This window comes from Pseudonocardia oceani, assembly GCF_019263585.2.
Taxonomy (GTDB): domain Bacteria; phylum Actinomycetota; class Actinomycetes; order Mycobacteriales; family Pseudonocardiaceae; genus Pseudonocardia; species Pseudonocardia oceani.
On sequence record NZ_JADQDF010000001.1, the window covers coordinates 145,392 to 168,626 of the forward strand.

Sequence of the window (23,235 nt, forward strand, 5' to 3'; positions counted from 1 at the left end):
GCACCTCCGGCACCGACGTGCCAGACTGGTGGGCGGACCGACTAGTCGTCAGTGCGCTGACGCACAACCAGCGATCGCACAACAGCGAAGGAGCGCGTCGTGGCCGACGGGATCCTCATCAGCGGCGGCACGGTCGTCGACGGCACCGGCGCCGCGGCGCGCCCCGGCGAGGCCGTGCTGCTGCGCGGCGGGCGGATCGTCGCGCTCGGCGCCGCCGCGCTCGCGCAGGCCGCGCCGGACGAGACGCGGATCGACGCCACCGGCAAGACGGTGATGCCCGGGCTGATCGACGCCCACACCCACCTCACGTTCGGCGAGCCCACCGGCAACGACGAGCTGTTCCACCACCGCACCGAGGCCTACAGCTCGATGCTGTCGGCCTACAACGCGCGCAAGGTGCTGCGCGCGGGCGTCACGAGCGTGCTCGACGCCGACTGCCTGTGGAACATCGGCTGCGAGCTGCGCGACGCCATCGAGTCCGGCATCGTCGAGGGCCCCCGGATGCGCGCGGGCGGCCAGGCGCTGATGACGATGCTCGGCGGCACCGCGGGCCGGATGATCGCCGACGAGGGCACCACCGCCTACGCCACGGTCGTCAGGGGCCGGGACATGATGGTCAACGAGATCCGCAGGCAGATCAAGTACGGCGTCGACTGGATCAAGATCATGGTCACCGGCCTGATCCCGTCGATGAAGGGCCCCGAGGTCAAGGTCTGGAACTTCGACGAGCTGCGCACCGTCTGCGACACCGCCCACGAGCTCAACACCAAGGTCGTCGCGCACTGCCGCAACTCCGAGAGCACCCGCGACGCCGCCCGCGCCGGGGTCGACCTGATCTACCACGCCTCCTACATGGACGACGAGGCGCTGGAGGCGGTGCTGGAGGCCGGCAGCGCGCTGTGCCCCACGTTCACGCTGCTGGGCAACCTCGCCGACTACGGCGCCAAGGTCGGCTCCGCCCCGGAGCTGCTGGAGGTGTTCCGCGCCGAGATCGCGGTCACCGCGAAGCAGATGGCCAAGGCCCACGCGGCGGGCGTCCCGTTCCTCACCGGCTCCGAGACCGGCTTCGCCGTCACCCCGGTCGGCGAGTGGCACGCGCGCGAGCTGGAGATGTTCGTCGAGTACATGGACTTCTCCCCGATGGACGCCATCGTGGCCGCCACCCGCAACGGCGCGTTCGCCATGCGCATGGAGGGCGAGCTGGGCACGCTGGAGGAGGGCCGCATCGCCGACGTGCTCGTCGTCGACGGCGACCCGCTGGCCGACGTGAAGATCCTGCAGGACAAGGCCGCGATCGCCGAGGTGATCAAGGGCGGTAAGCGGATCGACATCACGACGCCGATCCCCGAGCAGAAGCTCCGCTCGTCGGACCAGGTGCGGTTCCTGGCCTCCTGCCCGCTGACGCGCTCGCTGGCGTTCACCGAGGAGCAGCTCGAGAAGCTCTCGCATGTCTGAGCCCGCCACGACCACCGGCACCGCCGGCACGATCGACGTCCACGCCCACGCCGTCCTCGCCTCCTCGGAGGGGGCCGCGGGCGCCGCGGGGCCCGAGCTCGGGACGTCGGAGGACGGGCGGCCGTTCTACCGCGTCGGCGACTACGTGCTGCACGGCGTGCGCTACGCCGGCAGCCCGTTCATGGACGTCGACGTGCGGCTGGCCGCCATGGACGACGCCGGGATCACCCGCCAGCTGCTCTCCCCCAACCCGCTGACCTACTTCGGGTCGCTGCCCGTCGCCGACGGCGTCGCGTTCGCGCGGTCCCACAACGACGGCCTGGCGGCCCTGGTCGCGACGCACCCCGACCGGCTGCTCGCGTGCGCCCAGCTCCCGGTGCAGGACGTCGGCGAGTCCGTCGCCGAGGCCCGCCGGGCCGTGCGCGACCTGGGCATGGCCGGGGTCTACCTCGACACCGACCCCGCGGGCCGCACGCTCGACGATCCCGCGCTCGACCCCCTCTACGAGGCGCTGGTCGAGCTGGACGTGCCGCTGTTCGTCCACCCGTCGCCGCTGGGGCCGGACGGACCGCCCGCCGACGCCCGCCTGCGCCGCTTCGACCTCGACCTGCTCCTGGGCTTCGCCTACGACGAGACGCTCGCCGTGGCCGCGCTCGTCTTCGGCGGAGTGCTGGAGCGCCACCCCGGCCTCGACGTCTGCGTCTCCCACGGCGGCGGCACGGCGGCGTTCCTGTCCGGGCGCTTCGCCGCGGCGGTCGAGAAGCGGCCGTGGGCCTCGCAGTCGTTGCGCGACAACGGGTTCGAGCACTACTACCGGCGGATCTGGTTCGACACCCACGTCCACGACGAGCGCTCGCTCGACCTGCTCGTCGCGCACGCCGGCGTCGACCGCCTCGTGTTCGGCACCAACTTCGCCGGCTGGGACTCGGGGGCCCGCGACGCCCCGGCGGGCGACCTCGGCGCCGCCCTCACCGCCAACGCCACCCGCCTGCTGCGCCTCTAGTCCCCCGACCCCCAGGACTCAGAAGACGTCGACCTCCTCGCCGGAGTCCACGTCGTGCACCCGCAGCGCACCGGACGGGCAGGTGCGGGCGAGCTCGACCTGCACGGCGTCGGCCGGCTGCGGGGCGCCCGGGACGAGCACCGCGAGGTCGTCGTCGTCGAAGTCGAACAGGTCGGGGGCGTCGGCGACGCACTTGCCGGAGCTGATGCAGACGTCCCGGTCGACCGAGATGCGGTAGCTCACCGCGCTCCCCCCAGCAGCACCGGGTAGGTGCCCCAGTAGGGGCGGGCGGTGGCGGCGTCGCGCTGCGGCGGGTGCTCGGGGTCGCGCCGCACGCCGGCGGCGAACATCTGCCCGACCGCACCCGTGACGAGACCGAACAGGTGCGCGTCCGGGTCGGTGTCCGGCCGCGCGACGACGCCCGCGGCGAGGTCCTGCCCGATGCAGACGTGCATCCCGGCGGCGAAGCTCAGCCCGAACGGGGCGACGCCCGGCGGCGGCACGCGGTCGGGGTCGAAGGCGGCGGCGTCGGGCCCGAACAGCTCGACGTCCCGGTTGACCGCCATGAGGTCGATGACGACGGTGGCGCCCTCCGCGATCTCGACGCCCGAGCGCAGCCGCACCGGCGCGAGCGCGCGGCGGCGGCCGGTGGGGCTCGACGGGTTGAGGCGCACGGTCTCGTGGATGCAGCGCTGCACGAACAGCGGGTCGTCGGCGCGCCCGCGCTGCTCGGGGTGGGCGTCGAACCAGCCGAGCATGTGGTCGATCGCCCGCACGAACGCGGTGGCGCTGGTGTGGCCGCCCGCCAGCAGGTAGAAGGCGACCTCGCGGCGGACCACGTGCGGCGGCAGGTCGAGCTCGTCCTGGTGCTGCAGCAGCGTCGAGAGCACGTCTCGGGGCTGCTCCTCGGGCGGCAGGGCCCGGCGACGGGCGATCGAGGGCGCGAGGAACTCCGCGTCCCAGTCCTCCAGCGCCTGCGCGATCGCCACGGCCTGCGCCGCCTTGTCGCCGGTGGAGTGCGCGAGGGTGGCGCCCTCGATGAACCGCATCATGTAGTCGTAGAGCCGCCCGGTCTCCTCGGATGTGCCCTGCGGGCGGTCGACGCCCGCGGTCAGGGCCGCGAGGTTGAGCATCAGCTCGTGGCCCAGGTGCACGAGGTCGACCCCGCCCGCCTCGAGGTAGGGCGCGAGCGTGCGCTCGGTGACCTCGGGGAACAGGTCGCGCTCGTAGCGCTCGAAGACGTCGCGGCGGAACAGCCGGTTCTCGACGCGGCGGCGGTCGCGGTGCTCGGCGCCGTGCAGGTTGACCAGCACGTCGGCCATCACGACCTCGCCCTCGTCGTAGAGCGACTGGCGCAGGTCCTTGTGGCGGTAGGCGTCCTTCGCGTCGGCGAACGACGTCAGGACGACGACCTCGGGGACGACGGCTGCGGTCATGGTTCTCTCCTCGGCGCCGGTGCCTCGTGCTCCACCAGGACGGTAGTCGTTAGTGCCCTCACGTCAACCGCCCCGTCAACCGGCTTCCACGGCCTCGGCGATCCGCAGGGCCGCGAGGCCGTCGGCGAACGTCGGGACGTCGGCGGTGTCGCCGGTCGCGACGGCGCGCACCAACCGCGTGAACGGCTCGGTGGCCGCGCCCGACGCCGCCACCAGCTCGCGCGGTACGTCGTCGCCGGTCCGGGCACCCGACAGCCGCACGGGGAAGTGCCCGGTGTGCCCGGCCGCCTCGGCCAGCAGCATCCCCTCCGAGCCGTGGACGACCAGCCGGAAGCCCGCGCCGAACCGCGCGATCCACGACGAGTGCACCGAGCAGACCGCCCCGTCGGGCGTGCGCGCGGTCCAGGCCGCGGAGTCGACGCTGTCGGCCGGCACCCGCCCGTCCCACAGCGGCTCGCGGCGGGCCGCGCTCCCCCGCACGTCGGAGAGGTCGCCGAAGACGAACCGCAGCAGGTCGGCGGTGTGCAGGCCGTGCACCCGCAGCGAGCTCGCCCCGTGCTCGGCGACGGCGCACCAGCCCGACGACGCGATCGCCCGCTCCGTGGTGAACGTCGGGTAGAGCGCGGTGGCGGCGACGTTGTCGACGCGTCCGACGTACCCGTCGGCGACCAGCCGGCGCAGCTCGGTGATGCCCGGCCAGAACCGCGACTGCATGTCGACCAGGCCCCGGTCGCCCGCCGCCGCGAGCATCGCCTCCCCGTCCGCGACGGTCGGCGCGAGCGGGGCCTCGCACAGCACCCGCTTCCCCGCGGCCAGCGCCGCCTCGGCCATGGGCCGGTGGCGGCTGGGCCGGGTGGCGACGTCGACGAGGTCGACGTCCGGGTCGGCGCACAGCGCCTCGAACCCGACGTGCGCCCGCGGGATGCCGTGCTTCTCCGCCGCCGCCTCGGCGGTCTCGCGGTGCGCCGTCGCCACGGCGACGAGCTCCACCAGCCCCTCGGCCGCCAGCGCCGCGTAGGCCGGGAGGTGCGTGCCCTCGGCGTAGGCGACGCCGACGATCCCGACGCGCAGCGGCCGGGGCGGCACCGGACGGGAGGGCGCCGTCACGCCGGCACCGCGGGCCGCTCCAGCGCGGGCAGCACCTCGGTCCCGAACAGCTCCATCGCCTCCAGCACCGCGGCGTTGTCGGGGCCGGTCGGGTAACGGAAGATCATCAGGAAGTCGTCGACGCCGGCCTCGTCGCGGAAGCGCCCGACGGTCTCGACGCACTCCTCGGGCGTGCCGAACACGAAGCGGTCCTTCACGAACTCCTCGAGCGTGATCTCCGACGACGACGTGACGCCGGGCAGGTCGGTGATCGCGCCGTAGTCGAACAGCGTGCGGGCCATGGCCAGCGCCGTGTCCCCGAACTTCTCCAGCGCCGCCTCCCGCGAGGTGTAGGGCCAGCAGAACCGGATCGACGTGACGTGCGGCGTGCGGCCCTGCGCCTCGGCGGCGGCGCGGTAGTCCGCGGCCATGGCCGACATCGTCGGCAGCGACATGAGCGCGTTGGTGATCCAGCCGTCGGCCAGGCGGCCCGCCCGCCGCAGGCCGCCGGGCGTCCAGGCCGCGAGGTGCAGCGGCACGCCCCCGGCCTGCACGGGCTTCGGGATCACCGAGACGTCGTCGAAGGAGTAGATCTCGTCGGCGAAGGAGAAGCGGTCCTGGGTGTGCGCGGCCCGCAGGATCCGCACGGTCTCGTCGAAGCGCTGGGCGCGGTCGTCCCAGCTCACGCCGACCGTCGAGTAGTCGACCGGCATGTACCCGGCGCCCAGGCCGAGCCAGGCGCGGCCGCCGGAGAGCTGGTCGAGCATGGCGGCGTCCTGCGCGAGCTCCACCGGGTTGTAGAGCGGCGCGATGGCGATCGCCGTGCCGACCCGGACCCGCCGCGTGCGCGCCGCGATCGCGTAGGCCAGGTGCAGCGGGGAGCCGAAGTACTCGTCGGAGTACTTGTGCTCGGTGGTCAGGGCGGCCGAGAAGCCCAGCCGGTCGGCGGCCTCGGCCTGCTCGAGGATCTCCCCCAGCACGGTGTGCGGGTCTCCGGTGACCAGGCCTTGGGTGAACAGGACTCCGACGGACATCGGTGACTCCTCAGGGACGGGGGGTGTCGAGGTGGACCAGCGCGATCTTCGTGTCGAGCATCGAGGGCATCCCCGCGTGCAGGACGGTGCCGTGGTGCCCGCGGTCGTCGATGCCGCGGGCCGCGGCGCGACCGGCCAGGCGGCCCAGCGTCAGCCCGCCGCAGATGTGGACGCCACCGAGGTCGGACACGGGGTTGAGGCCGCCGACGCAGTCGCCCGCGGCGAACAGGCCGCTGATCGGCGTGCCGAACACGTCGACGACCTGCAGGTCGGTGGTGACGCGGAACCCGCCGCAGCAGAAGTTGACACCCTCGACCATCGGTACGGCGGTGAACGGCGCGGTGGCGCAGCGGCGCCGCCGCGGAGGCAGCACGACCCGGCCGAACTCCGGGTCCTGGTCGGCGTCGGTGGCGAGGAAGGCGTTCCAGCCCTCGACCGTGCGGGCCAGCGCGGCGGCGGGGACCCCGATCGCGTCGGCCAGGGCGTCGAGGGTGTCGGCCTGCACCGGCGGCTCCGGCATCTGGCCGATCAGGCCGGACTTCTCGCGCGCCACCTCGTCGTCGACGACGTACCAGGCGCGGCGCCCGGGCTGCTCGTGCAGCCGCTCGACGCGCTCCTCGTAGGGACCGGCCTCGTCGTGGAACCGCTCCCCCGCCGCGTTCACCGCGATGGCGTCCTCCACCACCGACGACGACACGATCACCAGCGGCGGCACGAACGTCATGTTGACGAGGTCGCCGCCGACGGCCTGACCCATGAGGTGCCCGTCGCCGCGGCAGGTGTCGACGCCCAGGTACGGGGCCCTGGCCACGAACTCCGGCTGGTAGCGGCGGCGCAGCGCGGGGTTGGACTGGTAGCCGCCGGTGGCGAGCACGACCCCGCGCCGGGCGTGCAGCGCGTACCGCTGCCCGTCGGCGAGCCCGTGCGCGAGCACGCCGGTGACCCGGCCGTCCTCGGTGACCAGCCGGTCGGCGACCGTCTCGAACAGCGTGGTGACGGCGGGCAGGTCGAAGTCCGGCCGGAACGCCCGGCCCAGCATCCAGCTGTCCTCGACGGCGGCCATGCGGTCGACGGTGTGCTGGCGCGGCCGCGGGATGAACCGGGAGAAGCGCACGCCGCGCCCGGTGAGGATGCGGTAGGTCTCGGCGCTCTCGCGGGCGAACAGGCGCACGAGCTCCTCGTCCCACTCGACGCCGAACCGGTCCTGCGCCTCCTGCACCATCGCCCGGGCGTCGGACACGAAGGTCTCGACGTCGTCGGTGATGCCCTGCTCGCGCTGCATCTGCGAGTCGACGAAGGCCAGGTAGCCGGTGGACCAGACGGCGTTGCCGCCGATGTGCTCCATGGCCTCGACGGCGATCACGTCCGCGCCCTCCGCGGCCGCCTCGGCGACGGCGGCCATGCCGGCGGGGCCGGTGCCGAGCACGACGACGTCGGCGGTGAGGGTCCGGACGGGTTCGGCCACGCTGTCCTCCTGGTCGGGGCTGTCCTGCGAGTGGGCTGGATCACGAGACTCCCGCAGCGCCGGAGCGTCGTCAAGGGACTGACGACGCACACCGCCACCCTGGACGTCGACGGGCCGCCGTTGCTAGCGTCGCTAGGGACAGCACGCCGCATTCCGGCGCCGGACGCAGCGAGGCGGGCCATGCAGACGATCACGCTCGACGGGTACGCGGACGTCCGCGAGGCCTACCGCCAGCACGACCTGGAGCAGGCCCTCTACGACGCGGGCGGGGTCGTGATGGCCGACAGCCTGCTCGTGCTGCACGGCGGCGAGCACCGGCGCCGGCGCCGCGTCGAGAACCGACTGTTCCGCCGCGGCACGTTCCGGTACTGGGAGAAGGCGTTCCTGCGCGACGTCGTGCGCGACACGCTCGCGCCGTTCCGCGCCGCGGGTCGCGCCGACCTCCTCGAGATCGGCTACCGCACGATCATGAACCTGACCGCGATGGTGGCCGGGCTCGACCAGCCGACCGGGAGCCCCGAGGAGACCGACGAGCTCTACCGGTTCGCCAAGAAGTTCTCCGAGGGCGCCACGATGGTGCACTCCACGCGCGACCCCGAGGTCGTGCGCGCCGAGGTGCAGGCCGCGCTCGACGACTTCGACCGCATCTTCCTGCAGCCCTCGGTCGCCCGCCGCCGGGCGCTGCTGGAGCGGCTCGACGCCGGGGAGATCACCGAGGACGACCTGCCCCGCGACGTCCTCACCGCGCTGCTGCGCAACTGGGACGAGCTCGGCATCGACGAGGACGTCCTGCGCCGCGAGTGCGCCTTCTACCTGCAGGCCGGCTCGCACAGCACCGCCGACGCGTTCAGCCACGCCGCCGACGACTGGTTCACCTGGTCCCAGCGCGACCCGGAGGCGGCCGACCGGGCCCGCCGCGACCCGGCGCTGCTGCAGCGCTGCGTCTACGAGACCCTGCGGCTGCACCCCGCGAGCCCGGTGGCCCAGCGCCGCGCCCTCGCGCCGATCACGCTGCGCGGCGGCACCGAGATCCCGGAGGGGTCGTTCGTCGTGCTCGACATCGCGGGTGCCAACCGCGACGCGCGGGTGTTCGACCGCCCCGAGGAGTACGACCCGATGCGGGAGGTCCCCGCCGACGTCCCGCGCTGGGGCCACGCCTTCGGCGGCGGCATGCACGCCTGCATCGGCACCGAGCTCGCCGGCGGCGTGCCGGCGCCCGAGCAGCCCACCCCGGAGCAGGCCCACGAGCAGGTGCTGGGCACCGTCACGCTCATGCTCGACGCCCTGCTCACCGCAGGCGCCCGGCCCGATCCCGCCGACCCCCCGCGGCGCGACCCGCACTCCGCGCGCGACCACTTCGCCGCGTACCCGGTGGTCTTCGACGCCCCGTGACGAGCCGGTCGCCCATGGTGATCCTTGCTCTCGATGATCGTCGACGTTAGGTTCCTAACGCCGGTGGGTGACCGCCGACGCTGGTCAGTGCAGACGAGGAGGTCGCGGCATGGGATCCATGGTCGGTGCATCGGTGGTCCGCAAGGAGGACCCCGCCCTGCTCACCGGACGCGGCACGTTCGTCGACGACATCCGGTTGCCCGGCACCGTGCACATGGTCTTCGTGCGCAGCTACCTCGCCCACGCGCGCATCGTGTCGATCGAGACCGACGAGGCGGCGCGGCTGCCCGGCGTGCTCGGGGTGTGGACCCACGCCGACCTCGAGGGCCTGCCCGCCACCCGCTCCGTGCCCGGCATGGAGCGCCCGTGCCTGGCCACGGGCAAGGTGCACTTCGTCGGCGAGCCGGTGGCCGTCGTCGTCGCCACCGACCGCTACCTCGCCGCCGACGCCGCCGAGGCGGTCGTCGTGGAGTACGAGGAGCTGCCGGTCATGGCCTCGATCGCCGCGGCCACGGCCGAGGGCGCGACGCCGATCATCGACGGGCTGCCGTCGAACGTGGTGCTCGAGCAGCAGCTGTCGGCCACCGACGCCGAGGCCGAGCTCGCCGCCGCCCCGCACCGGCTCGCGGTCGCGCTGGTCAATCAGCGCTGCGCGGCCGTGCCGATGGAGCCGACCGTCTGCCTGTCGGACTGGCAGTCCTCGGGCCTGACGATCTGGGGCACCAGCCAGACCCCGCACCACATGCGCAACGAGATCGCGCAGATGTTCGGCCTGTCCCAGCAGGAGGTGCGGTTCGTCGCGCCCGACGTGGGCGGCGGCTTCGGCGCGAAGGCCTCGTTCTACCCGGAGTTCCTGCTCACCGCGGAGCTCTCCCGCCGGCTGCGGCGCCCCGTCAAGTACGTGGAGACGCGCAGCGAGAACATGACGTCGATGGTCCACGGGCGGGCCCAGCAGCACGACGTCGAGGTCGGCTTCGACGACGAGGGCCGCCTGCTCGCCCTGCGCGTCCGGATCACCCAGGACTGCGGCGGCTGGCCCGATGCCACCGGCATCGGCCTGCCCACGCTCACCTCGTTCATGTCCGGTGGCTGCTACCGGATCCCGACGATCGCGCCCAGCTTCCGCTCGGTCGTCACCAACACCACCCCGGTCGGTTCCTACCGCGGCGCCGGTCGCCCCGAGGCGTCGTACATGATCGAGCGGGTCGTCGACCACGTCGCCGCCGAGCTGGGCATGGACCCCCTGGAGGTCCGCCGCGCCAACTTCATCCAGCCCGGCGAGATGCCCTACGCCACGCAGTTCGAGGGCATCGTCTACGACGAGGCCGACTTCCCCGGATGCCTGGACAAGCTCCTCGAGCACGTCGACTACGAGGCGCTGCGCACGGAGCAGGCCGCGCTGCGCGACGACCCGCAGGCGCCGCTGCTGGGCATCGGGTTCTCCACGTTCGTCGAGATGGGCGGCTTCGGCCCGACCCCGCTGTTCGAGCAGTTCGGCTACGTCGGCGGCTGGGAGTCGGCCAACGTCCGGCTCAACGTCGACGGCTCCGCGGTGATCAAGGTGGGCACGAGCCCGCACGGGCAGGGCCACCAGACCGCGTTCGCGCAGATCGTGGCCGACCAGCTGTCGGTGCCGTTCGAGCGGATCACGCTGATCCACGGCGACACCGCCACCGTGCAGGAGGGCATCGGCACGATGGGCAGCCGCGGCGTGCCCGTCGGCGGGTCGGCGGTGTTCAAGGCGGCGAACAAGGTGCGCGACAAGGCCATCCGCATCGCGGCGCACATGCTCGAGGCCGACGAGTCCGACATCGAGCTCGCCGACGGCCGCTTCTCCGTGCGCGGCGCGCCCCAGCAGGGCGTCGACATGGCCGAGGTCGCGGTGCGCGCGTTCAAGCCGCACCTGCTGCCCGACGGCTTCGACCTCGGCCTGGACGAGACCGCGTTCCACGAGCCGAGCAACCTGTCCTACCCCTCGGGAGCGCACTGCTGCGTCGTGGAGATCGACCGCGGCACCGGCAAGGTGCGCATCCGCCGCTACGTCGCCGTCGACGACTGCGGCACGGTGATCAACCCGCTGATGGCGAAGGGCCAGATCCACGGCGGCGTCGCGCAGGGCATCGCGCAGGCCCTGATCGAGGAGGTCACCTACGGCGCCGACGGGCAGCCCGGCGCGGGCACGCTCGTCGACTACACGCTGCCCTCGTCCAAGGACCTCCCCCGCTACGAGACCGATCACGTCGTCACGCCGACGAGCTTCAACCCGCTCGGCGCCAAGGGCCTGGGCGAGTCCGGGGCCACCGCGGCGCCGCAGGCCGTCGTCAACGCCGTCGTCGACGCGATGGGCCACCTCGGGGTCCGCACGATCGACATGCCCTGCACCCCGCAGAAGGTCTGGCGGGTCCTGAACACCGCGCTGGCCTCGTCCGGGTCCGCCCACCAGAACGGGAGCTGATTCCTCCATGTCCCACCACAAGGTCCGGATCACCGTCAACGGCACGGCGGGCGAGGACGAGGTCGAGGCCCGCCAGCTGCTCGTGCACTACCTGCGCGAGACCCGCGCGCTGACCGGCACCCACGTCGGCTGCGACACCTCCAACTGCGGCGCCTGCACCGTGCTGGTGGACGGGCGCACCGTGAAGTCGTGCACGGTCCTCACCGTCACCGCCGACGGCACCGACGTGCTCACCGTCGAGGGCCTCGACGAGCAGGGCGAGATGTCGCCGGTGCAGAAGGGCTTCCAGGCCTGCCACGGGCTGCAGTGCGGGTACTGCACGCCGGGCATGGTCATGTCGGCCACCGGGCTCCTGCTCGAGCAGCCCGACCCCGACGACGACGCGATCCGCGAGGGCATCGAGGGCAACCTCTGCCGCTGCACCGGCTACGACATGATCGTCGACTCCGTCCGCTGGGCCGCCGCCCACGGTGGCGCCGGCAGCGCCGCCACCGTCCACGCCGCCGCACACACCGAGGGGAGCTGACGTGGCCGCCGTGCTCCGCGGGCTCGAGGGCAAGAACGTCCTGATCACCGGCGCGGCGAAGGGGCAGGGCTTCAGCCACGCCAAGGCCTTCGCCGACGCGGGCGCCGACATCGCCGCGCTCGACATCACCGAGCCGATCGCCGACATCTACCCGCTCGCCACCGCCGCGATGCTGGACGACACCGTCGCGGCCATCGAGGACCTCGACCGACGCGTCATCCCGCTGCCCTGCGACATCCGCGACGAGAGCCAGGTGGAGTCCTCGGTCGCGAAGGCGCTGGACTTCTTCGACGGCCGCATCGACATCCTCGTCTGCAACGCCGGCGTCGCCGCGCTGGACACGATCCAGGGCATGCGCAGCCACGTCCTCGACGCCGTGTTCGACACGATCGTCAAGGGTCACGTCTACGTCGCCAAGTACGTCGTGCCGAACATGATCGGGCGGCGGTCGGGCAAGATCGTCAACATCTCGTCGGGCGTCACGGGGTCGGGCCACGCCCAGCTCTCGCACTACGTGGCGGCCAAGCACGCGATCCAGGGCCTGACGTCGGCGTGGGCGTTCGAGCTCGCGGAGTTCGACATCAACGTCAACTGCGTCGCCCCGGCCACGATCCGCCCCGGCGAGGGCCAGGGGTCCGGGATGGTGCTCGGGCTGGCCGGCGAGGTGGGCATGACCGCCGACGACGCCTACGAGATGTTCTCCTCCGCCGGGAACATGCCGGGGCCGAAGTGGCGGACGGAGATGCAGGACATCACCGACGCCGTGCTGTTCCTCGCCTCCGACAACGCCGACCAGATCACCGGTCACGTCCTGCGCGTCGACGCCGGCCAGGGGGCCCGCTAGCAGGCGGGGCCGGCCGCGCTCAGAGCAGCGCGCGGTTGGCCCCGCCGTCCACCGGCACGGCCGTGCCCGTCAGGAACCCGGCCTGCCGGGAGCACAGGAACGCGACCACCGCGCCGAAGTCGTCGGCGCTGCCGACCGGGACGTCGGGCAGGCCGCCGTCGTTGAGGCTGCGCAGCCGCGCCGTGTCGTGGAAGCCGGGCAGCACGGAGTTGACGGTGACGCCGTCGGCGGCCGACTCCGTGGCGAGGGTCTTGAGGAAACCGGTGACACCCGCGCGCGCGGTGTTGGACAGCGCGAGGTTCGCGTAGGGCTGGCGCACGCCCAGCGAGGTGATCGCGACGATCCGCCCCCACCCCGACGCGCGCATGCCGGGCACCGCGGCCAGGCACATGTGCACGACCGCGAGCAGGCTGCGCTCCAGCGCCGCCGGGTAGGCCTCGGCGGGCGTCTCCAGCGCCGTGCCGGGGGCCGGGCCGGGCCCGTTGGTGACGAGGATGTCGACGCCCCCCATCAGCCGGGACGCCTCCTCGACGAACCGCGTCCCCTCCTGCGGCCGGGTCAGGTCGGCCACGACGAACGCCGCCCCGATCCGCTCGGCGGCGTCCCTCGCGCGCGCCTCGTCGGAGCCGCAGATCGTGACCTGCGCCCCCTCCGCCGCGAGCGCCGCGGCGCACGCGAAGCCCAATCCGCCGCTGGCCGCGGCCACCGCCGCCCGCCGTCCCGAGATCCCGAGGTCCACGCGCCCATCGGACCAGGTCCGGCGGCATGGATCAAGGCCGGGCCCGGTGCGGCGCCGGGCCGGGCGGGGCTGGAGTGCACGAACTGGCGCGATCCGGTGCCCGCGGTGGTGCCTGCGAGCGGCCGAGCGGTCCTACTGTCGCCGGGAGCGGGGCCACCGGGCCCCGGCGGAATGGGAGGTGCCGGATGGGTCCGCAGCGTCCGTCGGCGCCGGTGGCACCGGTGCGGCACCTCGTCGCGGCCGCCGAGACCGGCGACGGGGCGCGGTTCGCGACCCTGCTCGCCGAGGCGTCCGCCCCGGTCCGCGTGCGCCCGCTGACCGACGGCGTGTTCCACAGCGCCGTGCGCAGCGCCGCCGCGGGCGACGTCCGCGTCTCGGTGGTGAGCGGCAGCCCGTGCACCGTGACGCGCGGGCTGGACCTGATCGCCACCGGCGACCCCGGGGTGCTGGTCGTGGCGCTGCCGCGGACCGGGCGGGCCGAGGTCGAGCAGGACGGGCGCCGCTGCCTCGTCGGGCCGGGCGGCCTGGTCAACTATGTCACCTCGCGGCCGTACGAGGTGACGTTCCGCGAGGCCTACGAGATGGTCGTCGTCTCGATCCCGCTGACGGCGCTGGGCGCGCACGCCGACACCCTCGCCGGCCGTACGGCCGTCGCGGTCACCACGGACACGGGCCCCCGCGACGTGGTGGCGACGCTGTTCGGCACGCTCGCCGCGAAGATCGACGGCTGCACCGCGGGCGAGGCGAGCTGCAGCACGGAGTACCTCGCGGACGCGATCGTCTCGCTGGCCATCGCGGAGCTGGTCGACATCCCGCCGCAGGGAGCGGGCGACGACCTCGCCGACCGCGTGCTCGCCCACTGCCTCGCGCACCTGTCCGACCCCGGCCTCACCGTCGAGTCGGTCGCCCGCGCGCACGCGGTGTCGGTGCGGTACCTGCACAAGGTCCTCGCACCGCGCGAGATCACGCTGTCGGCCTGGATCCGCACGCAGCGCCTCGAGCGCATCTGCCGCGACCTCGCCGACGAGTCGCTGCGCGGGCGCACGGCGTCCGCCGTCGCGGCGCGCTGGGGCCTGACCGACGCGCGGCACCTGAGCCGCGCGCTGCGGGCCGAGTTCGGCACGACCGCGACCGAGATCCGCCGGTCCGGGCGCCGCGCGGCCGGCTGACCCACCCGCCCGCCGGACCCGGCGGACGGCCGCACCAGCAGAGTCCACTGTGGAGGAAGCATGTCCGTCGTTACGAGTGAGCAGAAGGTCGCGATCGTCACGGGGGCGTCGCGCGGCATCGGTGCCGGCGTCGTGGAGGGCTACCGCAAGCACGGGTACGCCGTCGTCGCGACGTCGCGGTCGATCGCCGCGTCCGACGACCCGCAGGTGCTCACGGTCGCCGGCGACCTGGCCGACCCCGCGACCGCGGGCCGCGTCGTCGACGCCGCACTGGAGCGGTTCGGCCGCGTCGACACGCTCGTCAACAACGCCGGGGTCTTCATCGCCAAGCCGTTCACCGCCTGCACCGACGACGACCTCGCCACCGCGGTCGCGCTCAACCTGACCGGCTTCTTCCGCATCACGCAGCGGGCGGTCGCGGCCATGCTCGAGCGCGGCTCGGGGCACGTCGTCACCGTCACGACCTCGCTCGTCGACCACGCCCTGAGCGTGGTGCCCTCGGTGCTCGCGTCGCTGACCAAGGGCGGCCTGGACGCCGCGACGCGGTCGCTGGCGATCGAACTCGCCGGTTCGGGCGTGCGGGTGAACGCCCTGTCGCCGGGCATCATCAAGACGCCGATGCACCCCGTCGAGGCCCACGGCGCCTACGCCGGGCTGCACCCGCTGGGGCGGATGGGCGAGGTCGAGGAGATCGTCCACGGCGTGCTCTACCTCGAGACGGCGGCGTTCGTGACGGGCGAGACGCTGCACGTCGACGGCGGCCAGAGCGCGGGGCACTGAGCGTGCCCACCCCGACCGATCTCCTCGACGAGCAACGGGCCCTGCGCGCCACGGCCGGGGAGTTCGCCGGCGACGCGCTTCCCCGCGTCCGCGAGGTCACCGACCCGCTGGCCACCGCCACCGAGGGGGACCGCGCGACGCGGCCGTTCTCCGAGCAGATGGTGGCCGCCGGGTCGACCCGCTCGGGACCGCGCACACCTGTTCCCCCGGTTCTCGATCGTCGACGTGCGGGTGCCGGCCGCGAACCTCCTCGGCGGGGTCGGCGACGGCCTGGGCGTCGTCGGCGCCGCGTTCGGGGGCGCCCTGATCGGGGCGTGCGCGACGGGCGTCATGCGGGTCGCCTTCGGACGTCGCGCTGCGCTTCGCCCGCGGCGACCGGCGAGGCGGCCGCGTCCCGGCGATCGACGACCAGGGCGCCGGGTTCGCGCTGGTACCACCTGTCCCTCGCCGGCCTGGTCCCGGACGCCCTCGCCTACCCGCTGTTCAGCGGCGGTAACACCGCCTTCCGCCGCCGGCTGCAGGCCCTGCTCGCCGTCCCCGACCACGACCTGTGGTGCACGGTCGACGCCGGATCCGCGCCTGCGTCAGCGGGGCGGGGCGGGCGGCAGCTCCACCACGACGCGGAGCCCGCCGCCCTCGCGCGGGGCCAGGGTGAGGGTGCCGCCGTGCGCGCGGGCGATGCTCGCGACGATGGCCAGGCCGAGACCGGCGCCCGCGTGGTGGGTGCGGGTGCGCTCGGCGCCGCGCTGGAACGGCTCGACGAGGGTGGCGACGACCTGCGGCGCCAGCACCGCGCCGGTGTTCTCGACGGTGAGCACCGCGCCGCCGGGGCGGGTGCCGGTGCGGACGTCCACGGTCCCCCGCTCCGCGTTGTGGACGATCGCGTTGTCGACCAGGTTCGTCGTCATCTGCAGCAGCAGGGCGGGCGAGCCGGTGGTGGGGGCGGCGTCGCCCGTGGTCGCGACCGTGACGCCGCGCTCCTCCGCGAACGGCAGCAGCGTCTCGGTGGCCTCCTCCGCGAGCAGCGACAGGTCCACCTCCTCGCGGCCGAACGAGCCCTGATCGGCGCGGCTGAGCAGGAGCAGGGCCTCGGTGAGCTCGATCGCCCGGGCGTTGACGACGTGCAGGCGCTCGACCAGCTCGGCGGTGTCGCTCCGCGGGGTGTCGCGGCCGGTGTCGCCGCGCGCGACGTCGAGCAGCGCCTGCGTGATCGCCAGCGGGGTGCGCAGCTCGTGGGAGGCGTTGGCGGCGAACCGCTGCTGCTCGGCGACGTGCGCCTCCAACTGCGCGAGCATGGCGTCGAAGGAGTCGGCGAGCCGGCGGAACTCGTCGTCGCGGCCCTCCAGCCGGATGCGGTGCGCCAGCGACCCGTCGGCGGCCCGGCGGGTGGCGTCGGTGATCCGGGTGAGCGGGGCGAGCATGCGCCCGGCGAGGACCCACCCGCCGAGCAGGCCGAACAGCAGCAGGAAGGCCAGCACGGTCGCGGCCCTCGGCGCGAAGGCGCGCTGCAGGTCCGAGCGCGACGGGATGAACAGGCCCGGCGTCCCGGGCGACCCGGACGGCACCGGGCTGACGATCACCTCGGGCACGTAGCGCAGCAGGAACACCCACACCACCGCGAGCAGCAGGGCGCCGGCGACCATGAGGAACCCGGCGTAGCTGAGGGTGAGCTTGAGCCGGACGCTCAGCCCGGGCGCCCGGTCCACGGCCCCTCCTCCGCGCGCGTGCCGTCGTCGGCGGCGTCGATCCGGTAGCCGACCCCGGGCACCGTGGCGATGGCCCAGGGCTCTCCGAGCCGCTTGCGCAGGGCGGAGACGGTGATGCGCACGGCGTTGGTGAACGGGTCGGCGTTCTCGTCCCACGCCCGCTCCAGCAGCTCCTCGGCGCTGACGACCCCGCCCCCGGCAGCCACGAGGACCTCCAGCACGGCGAACTGCTTGCGCGTCAGCGCGACGTACCGGCCGTCGCGGTGCACCTCGCGGCGGAACGAGTCGACGCGCAGGCCCGCGACCTCCAGCACCGGCGGCCGGTTGTGCGCGCGCCTGCGGTCGAGCGCGCGCAGCCGCAGGACGAGCTCGCGGAGCTCGAAGGGCTTGGTGAGGTAGTCGTCGGCGCCGAGGCCGAAGCCGGAGGCCTTGTCGTCGAGCCGGTCGGCGGCGGTGAGCATGAGGATCGGCAGGCCGCTGCCGGAGGCGACGATCCGCGCGGCGACCTCGTCACCCGACGGCCCGGGGATGTCGCGGTCGAGGACGGCGATGTCGTAGGCGTGGACGTCGAGCAGCTCCAGGGCGGTGTCGCCGTCGCCGGCGATGTCGGCCGCGATCGCCTCCAGGCGCAGGCCGTCGCGGATGGCCTCGGCCAGGTAGGGCTCGTCCTCGACGATCAGCACGCGCATGAGGGTCCCGATGCTAGGGGCCGGGACCTGTCGTCGGCGTATCGGAAACCGCATACGCCCCGACGACGCCCGGCGGCCTGCACCGGACCTATGACCAGCACCTCACCGCCGCGACGGGCACCGTGGGCGACGGTCGCCGTCGGAGGCCGCGGCGCCGTGGCCGTGGCCGTGGTCCTCGCCCTGACCCCGTCGACCACAGCCCCTCCTTCCCCCGGCCCGCTCGCCGCCACCGACCGGCTGTCCGAGCACGGCGCCGAGCACGGGCTGTGCCGCGTCTACGCCAACGAGCCCTGGCACCACGAGCTGCGCCCCGACGCCGTCGAGCACGGCTGCCCGCCGCCGTACCCCGACCCGACGCACGACCCCCGGACGCAGCGGTGACCGAGCGGGAACGGATACGTTCTCGCAACACCGCTGCGGATGGGATGGCCGCATGACCCTGTCCGCCACCCCGCCCGTGTCCGCCACCCCGCCCCTGTCCGCCACCCCGCCCCTGTCCGCCCGGCCCCGCCGCGGGCCGGTCGTGCCCCTCGCCCTGGCGGTCCTCGCCGTGGCCGCCCTCGCGTACCTCCTGCGCCGCCCGCTCCTGATGGCCGCCCCCACCTGCCTGGCCGGGCGGTGGAGCGGCTGCGGCGACACCCTCAACGGCATCGCGCTGATGACGCTGGCCGCGCTGCCGCCCGCCGTGCTCGTGGCCTGGCTGCGGGCCCGGCGCCGGCTGGCCGCCGGGATCGCCGCGGCGTGGCGGCTGTCGACGGCGGAGGTGGGGATGGTCGTCGGGACCGTGCCGCTGGTGTGGATGACGCTGCTGCCGGGATCCGGGGCCGGCGTCGTGCCCGGCCGCGTGAGCCTGGTACCGCTGCAGGACCTGGTGACGATGGGGACGTTGGGGATCGTCGGCAACCTGCTGCTCTTCGCGGCGCTGGGCTTCTTCGCCCCGATCCGGTTCGCGGCCCTGGCGTCCGCGCCGCGGGTCCTGGCGCTCGCGGCGGCCTGCTCCTTGCTGGTCGAGACGGCGCAGTACGTCCTGCAGCTGGACCGGGTGTCGTCGGTGGACGACGTGCTGCTCAACGCCCTGGGCGCCGTCCCCGCCGCCCTGGCGTCCAGGAGGTGGTGGCGGACGGGCGCCGTGCCGGCGCGCTGAGGCGACTGCGGGGCTGCGTGTCCGCTCCCCGCGCGCTCGCCAGGTTCCCGCGCGCCGAACAAGCTCCCGCGCACCCCCGGGGCCACGCGGGAGCAGGAACCGCGCGCGGCAACCGAGAACGCGCGCGGGAACGACCCGCACGCGTTCCGCGGAACGCGCGTCCGCGTCGGCGTCGGCGGTAAGCCGAGCGCAGCGCGTGCAAGGGGAGCGCCTCCGTACCCGGGTGCCCAGCAGCGAGTCGCCACCGGCGGAGGCGCGGCCCGGAGCGCGTTCCGCGGAACGCACCGGCGGTGTCCGGGTCCCGGCAGGCGCGTTCCGCGGAACGCGCCGCTCTCGGCTTCCCGCGCACCGATCAGGCTCCCGCGCGCCCCCGGGGCCCCGCGGGAGCAGGAAAACCGCGCGGCAACCGGGAACGCGCGCCGGAGCCGCCCGCCGAACGTCCGCACAGCGCGTTCCGCGGAACGCGCACCCCCCGCGGCGAGCGGGCGCGGCACCCCGCCCACCGGCGGGCGGGCGCAAGCCCGTCACGTCCCCTCGACCCGCCCCCGGAACTCCTCGAGGGCCGCGGCGGCCGGGCGGGGGTTCTCCACCGGCCACCAGTGCCCCACGTCGGCGAGCTCCGCGAACGCCGCCCCGGCCGCCCCCGCCGCCGCGCGGTGCTGGGCGATGGTGCCGCTGGCGGCGTCGACGTCGTTCATCGCGATCAGGGCGAGGCCGGGGCGCCGGGCGGCGTCGGCGAGCCCGCGGCCCAGGTCCGCCATCACCGGCTGGGCGGCCGAGCGGAGCAGGGTCAGCACCGCGCGGCCCATACCGTCGTCGAGGCCGGTCGCGACCCGCTCGGCCACGGGGCCGACCATCCCGATCCGCTCCACGACGGCGAGGCGCCGCTCCAGCGGGCCGCCGTACAGCTCCTTCACCGACTGCTCCCCCACCCCCTCCTGCTGCCACACCTGCGCCCCTCGCGTGCCGGACGCAGTCGGGCGCGAAGAGGCCCAGCGCGTCGGAGGCCCAGCTGCGGACCGGGTCGGGGCGCCGCATCGCCACGTGCACGACGCGGGCACCGCCCCACTCGTGGCCGACGAGGTCGACGGGCCGCCCGAACTGCTCGAGGCGGGCGGTCAGCCAGTCGCGGTAGCCGTCGACGGTGGTCGCGCAGCCCTCCGGCGCGGGTGCGCCGAAACCGGGCGGGGACTCGCGTGTACGTATGCACGTAACAACAGCGCGACGGAGGCCGGTATGCCACGGGGAGCGTCAGGAGGTGGCGGCGAACGCGGTGCGCACCGTGCGCACCGCCTCCCGGATGAGGGCGGGTTCGTCGTCGACGGGGGGCGTCGCGACGAACTGCAGGCCGGCCCCGCGCAGCAGCGCCATGAGCACCGACCCGGCGGCGTCCGGGTCGGCGTCGGACCGTACGGACCCGTCGGCCACTCCCCCGCGGACCGCGTCGCGCAGGTACAGGCGGAACTCCTCGTCGCGCCGGGCGAACAGCGGCGCGACCACCGGGTCCGCCGCCGCCGCCTCCATCCACAGCTGCAGGAACGCGCGGGTCGTCACCGAGCCGCCGGACACCGCCCGCAGGTAGGACTCCACGATCCCCACGAGGTGCTCGAGCCCGTTGCCCGCGTACTCGGGCAGGTCGAGCTGCTGGGCGCGGTCCAGGACCGCCTCGACGAGGCGGTCCCGGCTCCCGAACTGGTGGTAGACGATCCCGCGGCTGTACCCGGCCGCCTCCCCCACCTGCGCGAGCGTCACCGAGCGCGAGCCGGTGCGGGCGATGAGCTCGGTCGCCGCGTCGAGCACGCGACGGGCGGTCTCGGCCCGCCGCTGCTCCTGGGTCCGGCGCGTGGGGGTGTCGGTCACGTGCTCTCCGGCCGGTCGGTCGTGGCCGGGCGACGTGCGCCGCGGCGGTGGGCGACGAGCCTACGCGCCGCGCCTGCGGGCCGTCCGGCTCAGCTCTCCGCGACCCGCGTCGGCCGGCACACCAGCACCGGGCAGGGCGCGGAGTGCTGCACCTTCGAGGCGGTGCTGCCCAGCAGGATGGTCGAGGTGAGGCCGCGGCCGCCGGCGGCCAGGGAGATCAGCGACGCGCGCACCTCCTCGGCCGCCCGCACGATCTCCGAGGCCGGCGAGCCGCTGCGCACCTGCTTGTGGATCTTCGGACCCCAGCCGTCGAACACCCCGGCCACCACCTCGACCGCCGCCTCGGCCTCCTGCTGGAAGCTGAAGTCCGTCGGCTCGGCGTTGCGCCGCCCGGTGAGCTCGTTGGCGAAGGGCACCGCGGCGAACGGGCTGACGACGGCCACCACGGTGACATCGGTGATCTCGCGGGAGTCCGCGATCCACCGGAACTGCTCGGCCCCGGCCAGGGAGGCGTGGGACCCGTCGGTCGCGACGATCACGTGCATGGCTCAGAGTCCCTTGTCGGTCGTGGCGGCGTCGGCGGCGGGGCTGCCCGGCAGGCGGCCGCGGCCCCCACCCGTGAAGCGCTGGATGAGGAAGAGGACCAGGCCGACCGCGAGCAGGCCGGCCACCCACAGCAGTGAACCCGGGTCGTCGACGACGGTGTACACCAGCACGACGAGGTTGCCGGCGATCCCGAGGATGAGCAGCGGCGTGTTGGCGCGGTAGGTGTCGGGCGTCTCGTCCTGCCCCCGCAGCTTGAGGCACGCGACGATCACCAGCGCGTAGATGAACAGCAGGAACACCACGGTGATGGTGGCCAGCCGGTCGACGATGTCGAGGTCGGACCCCGTCAGCTGGATCAGCGCGCCGATCAGCAGCAGCAGGCCCACGATCCCGGCGCCGAACAGCAGCGCCACGTAGGGGCTGCGGCGGGTGGGGTGGACCTTGGCGAAGACGCCGGGCACGACGTCCTCGCGGGCCATCCCGTAGAGGATCCGGGACTGCGCGACGACGGTGACGAGCGCGGTGTTGCTGATCGCGATCATGGCGATCAGGCCGAACACCACGAGCATGACGCCCACCGAGATGGGCAGGATCCCCGCGCGGATCACCTCGAGCAGCGTGTTGCCGGCCAGGACGTCGATCGGCACGGCCAGCGCGGAGGCCAGCGAGACCAGCACGTAGACCACGCCCGCCGTGAGCATGCCGCCGATCAGGGCCCGCGGGAAAGCCCGCGACGGGTCGATCGTCTCCTCCGCCACGTTGGCCGCGTTCTCGAACCCGGTCATCGCGAAGAAGGCGAGCGAGACGCCGGCCACGACCGCGATCGCCTGGCTGCCCACGCCGCCCTCGACGGTGAACTGCGTGAGCACGCTGGGGTCGGCGATGCCGGAGAACAGCGCGATCAGCCCGATGACCATGATGATGAGCAGGCCGCTGAGCTCGATGAACGTCATGACCACGTTCACCGCAACCGACTCGCTGATCCCGATCAGGTTGACCAGCGTGATGAGGGCGACGAACACCAGCGCGACGATCAGCGTCGGGATGATCGCGTCCTCGGGCAGCCCGACGACCCCGGCGAAGTAGCGGACGAAGCCCGACGCCAGCGAGCCGACGGCCGCCATGTTGGCCGACAGCATGCAGATGGTGATGAAGAAGGTCAGGACGGGCGACCGGAACGCCTTGTTGACGTAGAGCGAGGCCCCGGCGGCCCGCGGGTACTTCGTGACGAGCTCGGCGTAGGCGAGGCCGGTGATCGTGGCGACCGCGACCCCGGCCAGGAACGCGATCCAGAACGCGCCGCCGACGGCCGCGGCGACCAGGCCGATCAGGACGTAGATGCCCGATCCGAGCACGTCGCCGACCACGTAGAAGTAGAGCTGCTTGGCGGTGATGGAGCGCTTGAGTCCGTGGTGCTCGAGGGTGGCCTCGGCGGGGTCCGGCATGAGGACGCACCGTACGGGGCGAAGGTTGCGTACGTGTACCAACGGGACCGACGACGCGCCCACGGCTCTCCGCGCGCTCATAGGAGCGCTCGACCCCCTGGATCCGCGGTGCGCGCTGCGCGTCACCCGAGCGGGATTCGCCTCCCGTTCCGCACGCACCGGGCTCCCGCGAGTCGGGGTCTCGTTGCGGGCGAGTCGGGGCGGGGCGGTGATCGCCGGGAGTGCGCCGTCAGGGTCCTCGGGGGGGACCGTGGTGACGCGCTTCCGGTGATCACCGCCGTGGTGATCGCGCTCCGTCGCACCTCACGGCTGTCGGGACGACCGTGACGTGCGAGCGGCGGCGATCAAGACCAGTGGGCACGCCCCGTGCGATCGTCGGACGTGCGCCACAGCGGCCGCCCGGGGACCGCGAGGAAGCGGTCCGGCGATCACGACGACGCACGCGGACGTCGCCCCGCCCC

22 protein-coding genes are annotated in these 23,235 nt (G+C 74.1%); 10 read left to right on the forward strand and 12 right to left on the reverse strand.

What is annotated here, in order from left to right; genetic code table 11:
- Positions 1–99 precede the first annotated feature (99 nt).
- A complete protein-coding gene (locus I4I82_RS00680) occupies positions 100–1,455 on the forward strand; it encodes a metal-dependent hydrolase family protein (RefSeq protein ID WP_218590622.1) in 1,356 nt (451 codons plus the stop codon).
- Entirely contained in the window at positions 1,448–2,458 is a 1,011-nt protein-coding gene (locus tag I4I82_RS00685; RefSeq protein ID WP_218590621.1) for an amidohydrolase family protein, read from the forward strand. The genes I4I82_RS00680 and I4I82_RS00685 overlap by 8 nt, the downstream gene beginning before the upstream one ends.
- Before the next feature lie 18 nt (positions 2,459–2,476).
- Here the strand turns inward: I4I82_RS00685 and I4I82_RS00690 are convergent, their stop codons facing one another.
- The 5 genes from I4I82_RS00690 to I4I82_RS00710 all read right to left on the reverse strand — a co-directional run bounded on the left by I4I82_RS00690 (position 2,477) and on the right by I4I82_RS00710 (position 7,479).
- Positions 2,477–2,701: a ferredoxin gene (locus I4I82_RS00690; RefSeq protein ID WP_218590620.1), complete on the reverse strand. Its 225-nt coding sequence runs from the start codon at positions 2,699–2,701 to the stop codon at positions 2,477–2,479.
- Positions 2,698–3,894, reverse strand: a complete 1,197-nt coding sequence (locus I4I82_RS00695) for a cytochrome P450 (RefSeq protein ID WP_218590619.1) — start codon at positions 3,892–3,894, stop codon at positions 2,698–2,700. The genes I4I82_RS00690 and I4I82_RS00695 overlap by 4 nt, the downstream gene beginning before the upstream one ends.
- Positions 3,895–3,969: 75 nt before the next feature.
- Positions 3,970–5,001, reverse strand: coding sequence for a Gfo/Idh/MocA family protein (locus I4I82_RS00700; protein WP_226369810.1), 1,032 nt, complete (start codon positions 4,999–5,001; stop codon positions 3,970–3,972).
- Positions 4,998–6,014 carry an LLM class flavin-dependent oxidoreductase gene (locus I4I82_RS00705; protein ID WP_218590618.1) on the reverse strand — a complete coding sequence of 339 codons (1,017 nt, stop codon included), beginning with the start codon at positions 6,012–6,014 and terminating at the stop codon, positions 4,998–5,000. Before I4I82_RS00705 ends, I4I82_RS00700 begins: the two co-directional genes overlap by 4 nt.
- 10 nt (positions 6,015–6,024) lie before the next feature.
- Positions 6,025–7,479, reverse strand: coding sequence for an FAD-dependent oxidoreductase (locus tag I4I82_RS00710; protein WP_226369811.1), 1,455 nt, complete (start codon positions 7,477–7,479; stop codon positions 6,025–6,027).
- A gap of 180 nt (positions 7,480–7,659) precedes the next feature.
- Here I4I82_RS00710 and I4I82_RS00715 point away from each other — a divergent pair, with 180 nt between their 5' ends.
- The 4 genes from I4I82_RS00715 to I4I82_RS00730 all read left to right on the forward strand — a co-directional run bounded on the left by I4I82_RS00715 (position 7,660) and on the right by I4I82_RS00730 (position 12,696).
- Positions 7,660–8,871, forward strand: coding sequence for a cytochrome P450 (locus I4I82_RS00715; RefSeq protein WP_218590617.1), 1,212 nt, complete (start codon positions 7,660–7,662; stop codon positions 8,869–8,871).
- Positions 8,872–8,980: 109 nt separating this feature from the next.
- Positions 8,981–11,326 (forward strand): xanthine dehydrogenase family protein molybdopterin-binding subunit, encoded by a 2,346-nt coding sequence (locus I4I82_RS00720; RefSeq protein WP_218590616.1) that lies wholly within the window; start codon positions 8,981–8,983, stop codon positions 11,324–11,326.
- Between the two features lie 7 nt (positions 11,327–11,333).
- The gene (locus tag I4I82_RS00725) at positions 11,334–11,852 is read left to right on the forward strand and encodes a (2Fe-2S)-binding protein (protein ID WP_218590615.1); all 519 of its coding nucleotides are present in this window, start codon (positions 11,334–11,336) and stop codon (positions 11,850–11,852) included.
- A gap of 1 nt (position 11,853) precedes the next feature.
- Positions 11,854–12,696, forward strand: a complete 843-nt coding sequence (locus I4I82_RS00730; protein ID WP_218590614.1) for an SDR family NAD(P)-dependent oxidoreductase — start codon at positions 11,854–11,856, stop codon at positions 12,694–12,696.
- Positions 12,697–12,715: 19 nt separating this feature from the next.
- Here I4I82_RS00730 and I4I82_RS00735 read toward each other — a convergent pair whose 3' ends face one another.
- The gene (locus I4I82_RS00735; protein ID WP_218590613.1) at positions 12,716–13,435 is read right to left on the reverse strand and encodes an SDR family oxidoreductase; all 720 of its coding nucleotides are present in this window, start codon (positions 13,433–13,435) and stop codon (positions 12,716–12,718) included.
- A gap of 185 nt (positions 13,436–13,620) precedes the next feature.
- On the opposite strand from I4I82_RS00735, the gene I4I82_RS00740 reads away from it, so the two are divergent.
- Positions 13,621–14,604: an AraC-like ligand-binding domain-containing protein gene (locus I4I82_RS00740; protein WP_218590612.1), complete on the forward strand. Its 984-nt coding sequence runs from the start codon at positions 13,621–13,623 to the stop codon at positions 14,602–14,604.
- Positions 14,605–14,664: 60 nt separating this feature from the next.
- Entirely contained in the window at positions 14,665–15,384 is a 720-nt protein-coding gene (locus I4I82_RS00745) for an SDR family NAD(P)-dependent oxidoreductase (protein ID WP_218590611.1), read from the forward strand.
- Between the two features lie 584 nt (positions 15,385–15,968).
- Here the strand turns inward: I4I82_RS00745 and I4I82_RS00750 are convergent.
- Together I4I82_RS00750 and I4I82_RS00755 are read right to left on the reverse strand one after the other, a co-directional pair.
- Entirely contained in the window at positions 15,969–17,090 is a 1,122-nt protein-coding gene (locus I4I82_RS00750) for a sensor histidine kinase (RefSeq protein ID WP_218590610.1), read from the reverse strand.
- A complete protein-coding gene (locus I4I82_RS00755) occupies positions 17,069–17,779 on the reverse strand; it encodes a response regulator transcription factor (protein ID WP_218590609.1) in 711 nt (236 codons plus the stop codon). The genes I4I82_RS00750 and I4I82_RS00755 overlap by 22 nt, the downstream gene beginning before the upstream one ends.
- Positions 17,780–17,869: 90 nt before the next feature.
- Here I4I82_RS00755 and I4I82_RS34675 point away from each other — a divergent pair, with 90 nt between their 5' ends.
- Entirely contained in the window at positions 17,870–18,160 is a 291-nt protein-coding gene (locus I4I82_RS34675; protein WP_308112757.1) for a M15 family metallopeptidase domain-containing protein, read from the forward strand.
- A gap of 52 nt (positions 18,161–18,212) precedes the next feature.
- Positions 18,213–18,923: a VanZ family protein gene (locus I4I82_RS00765; RefSeq protein ID WP_218594994.1), complete on the forward strand. Its 711-nt coding sequence runs from the start codon at positions 18,213–18,215 to the stop codon at positions 18,921–18,923.
- A 524-nt stretch (positions 18,924–19,447) separates the two neighbouring features.
- Here the strand turns inward: I4I82_RS00765 and I4I82_RS00770 are convergent.
- The 4 genes from I4I82_RS00770 to I4I82_RS00785 all read right to left on the reverse strand — a co-directional run bounded on the left by I4I82_RS00770 (position 19,448) and on the right by I4I82_RS00785 (position 22,774).
- Complete coding sequence (locus I4I82_RS00770; protein WP_218594190.1) at positions 19,448–19,873, reverse strand: hypothetical protein; 426 nt, start codon at positions 19,871–19,873, stop codon at positions 19,448–19,450.
- Positions 19,874–20,174: 301 nt separating this feature from the next.
- Complete coding sequence (locus I4I82_RS00775; RefSeq protein ID WP_218594189.1) at positions 20,175–20,783, reverse strand: TetR/AcrR family transcriptional regulator; 609 nt, start codon at positions 20,781–20,783, stop codon at positions 20,175–20,177.
- An 89-nt stretch (positions 20,784–20,872) separates the two neighbouring features.
- Positions 20,873–21,328 carry a universal stress protein gene (locus tag I4I82_RS00780; RefSeq protein WP_218594188.1) on the reverse strand — a complete coding sequence of 152 codons (456 nt, stop codon included), beginning with the start codon at positions 21,326–21,328 and terminating at the stop codon, positions 20,873–20,875.
- Between the two features lie 3 nt (positions 21,329–21,331).
- The gene (locus I4I82_RS00785; protein WP_218594187.1) at positions 21,332–22,774 is read right to left on the reverse strand and encodes an APC family permease; all 1,443 of its coding nucleotides are present in this window, start codon (positions 22,772–22,774) and stop codon (positions 21,332–21,334) included.
- Positions 22,775–23,235: the final 461 nt, after the last annotated feature.

Excerpts from the sequence above, each read along its gene's own strand:
- I4I82_RS00685 (WP_218590621.1), top strand. The coding sequence starts at position 1,448 with ATGTCTGAGCCCGCCACGACCACCGGCACCGCCGGCACGATCGACGTC.
- I4I82_RS00695 (WP_218590619.1), bottom strand. The coding sequence starts at position 3,894 with ATGACCGCAGCCGTCGTCCCCGAGGTCGTCGTCCTGACGTCGTTCGCC.
- I4I82_RS00705 (WP_218590618.1), bottom strand. The coding sequence starts at position 6,014 with ATGTCCGTCGGAGTCCTGTTCACCCAAGGCCTGGTCACCGGAGACCCG.
- I4I82_RS00715 (WP_218590617.1), top strand. The coding sequence starts at position 7,660 with ATGCAGACGATCACGCTCGACGGGTACGCGGACGTCCGCGAGGCCTAC.
- I4I82_RS00720 (WP_218590616.1), top strand. The coding sequence starts at position 8,981 with ATGGGATCCATGGTCGGTGCATCGGTGGTCCGCAAGGAGGACCCCGCC.
- I4I82_RS00725 (WP_218590615.1), top strand. The coding sequence starts at position 11,334 with ATGTCCCACCACAAGGTCCGGATCACCGTCAACGGCACGGCGGGCGAG.
- I4I82_RS00740 (WP_218590612.1), top strand. The coding sequence starts at position 13,621 with ATGGGTCCGCAGCGTCCGTCGGCGCCGGTGGCACCGGTGCGGCACCTC.
- I4I82_RS00745 (WP_218590611.1), top strand. The coding sequence starts at position 14,665 with ATGTCCGTCGTTACGAGTGAGCAGAAGGTCGCGATCGTCACGGGGGCG.
- I4I82_RS00755 (WP_218590609.1), bottom strand. The coding sequence starts at position 17,779 with ATGCGCGTGCTGATCGTCGAGGACGAGCCCTACCTGGCCGAGGCCATC.
- I4I82_RS34675 (WP_308112757.1), top strand. The coding sequence starts at position 17,870 with ATGACCAGCACCTCACCGCCGCGACGGGCACCGTGGGCGACGGTCGCC.
- I4I82_RS00765 (WP_218594994.1), top strand. The coding sequence starts at position 18,213 with ATGACCCTGTCCGCCACCCCGCCCGTGTCCGCCACCCCGCCCCTGTCC.
- I4I82_RS00780 (WP_218594188.1), bottom strand. The coding sequence starts at position 21,328 with ATGCACGTGATCGTCGCGACCGACGGGTCCCACGCCTCCCTGGCCGGG.
- I4I82_RS00785 (WP_218594187.1), bottom strand. The coding sequence starts at position 22,774 with ATGCCGGACCCCGCCGAGGCCACCCTCGAGCACCACGGACTCAAGCGC.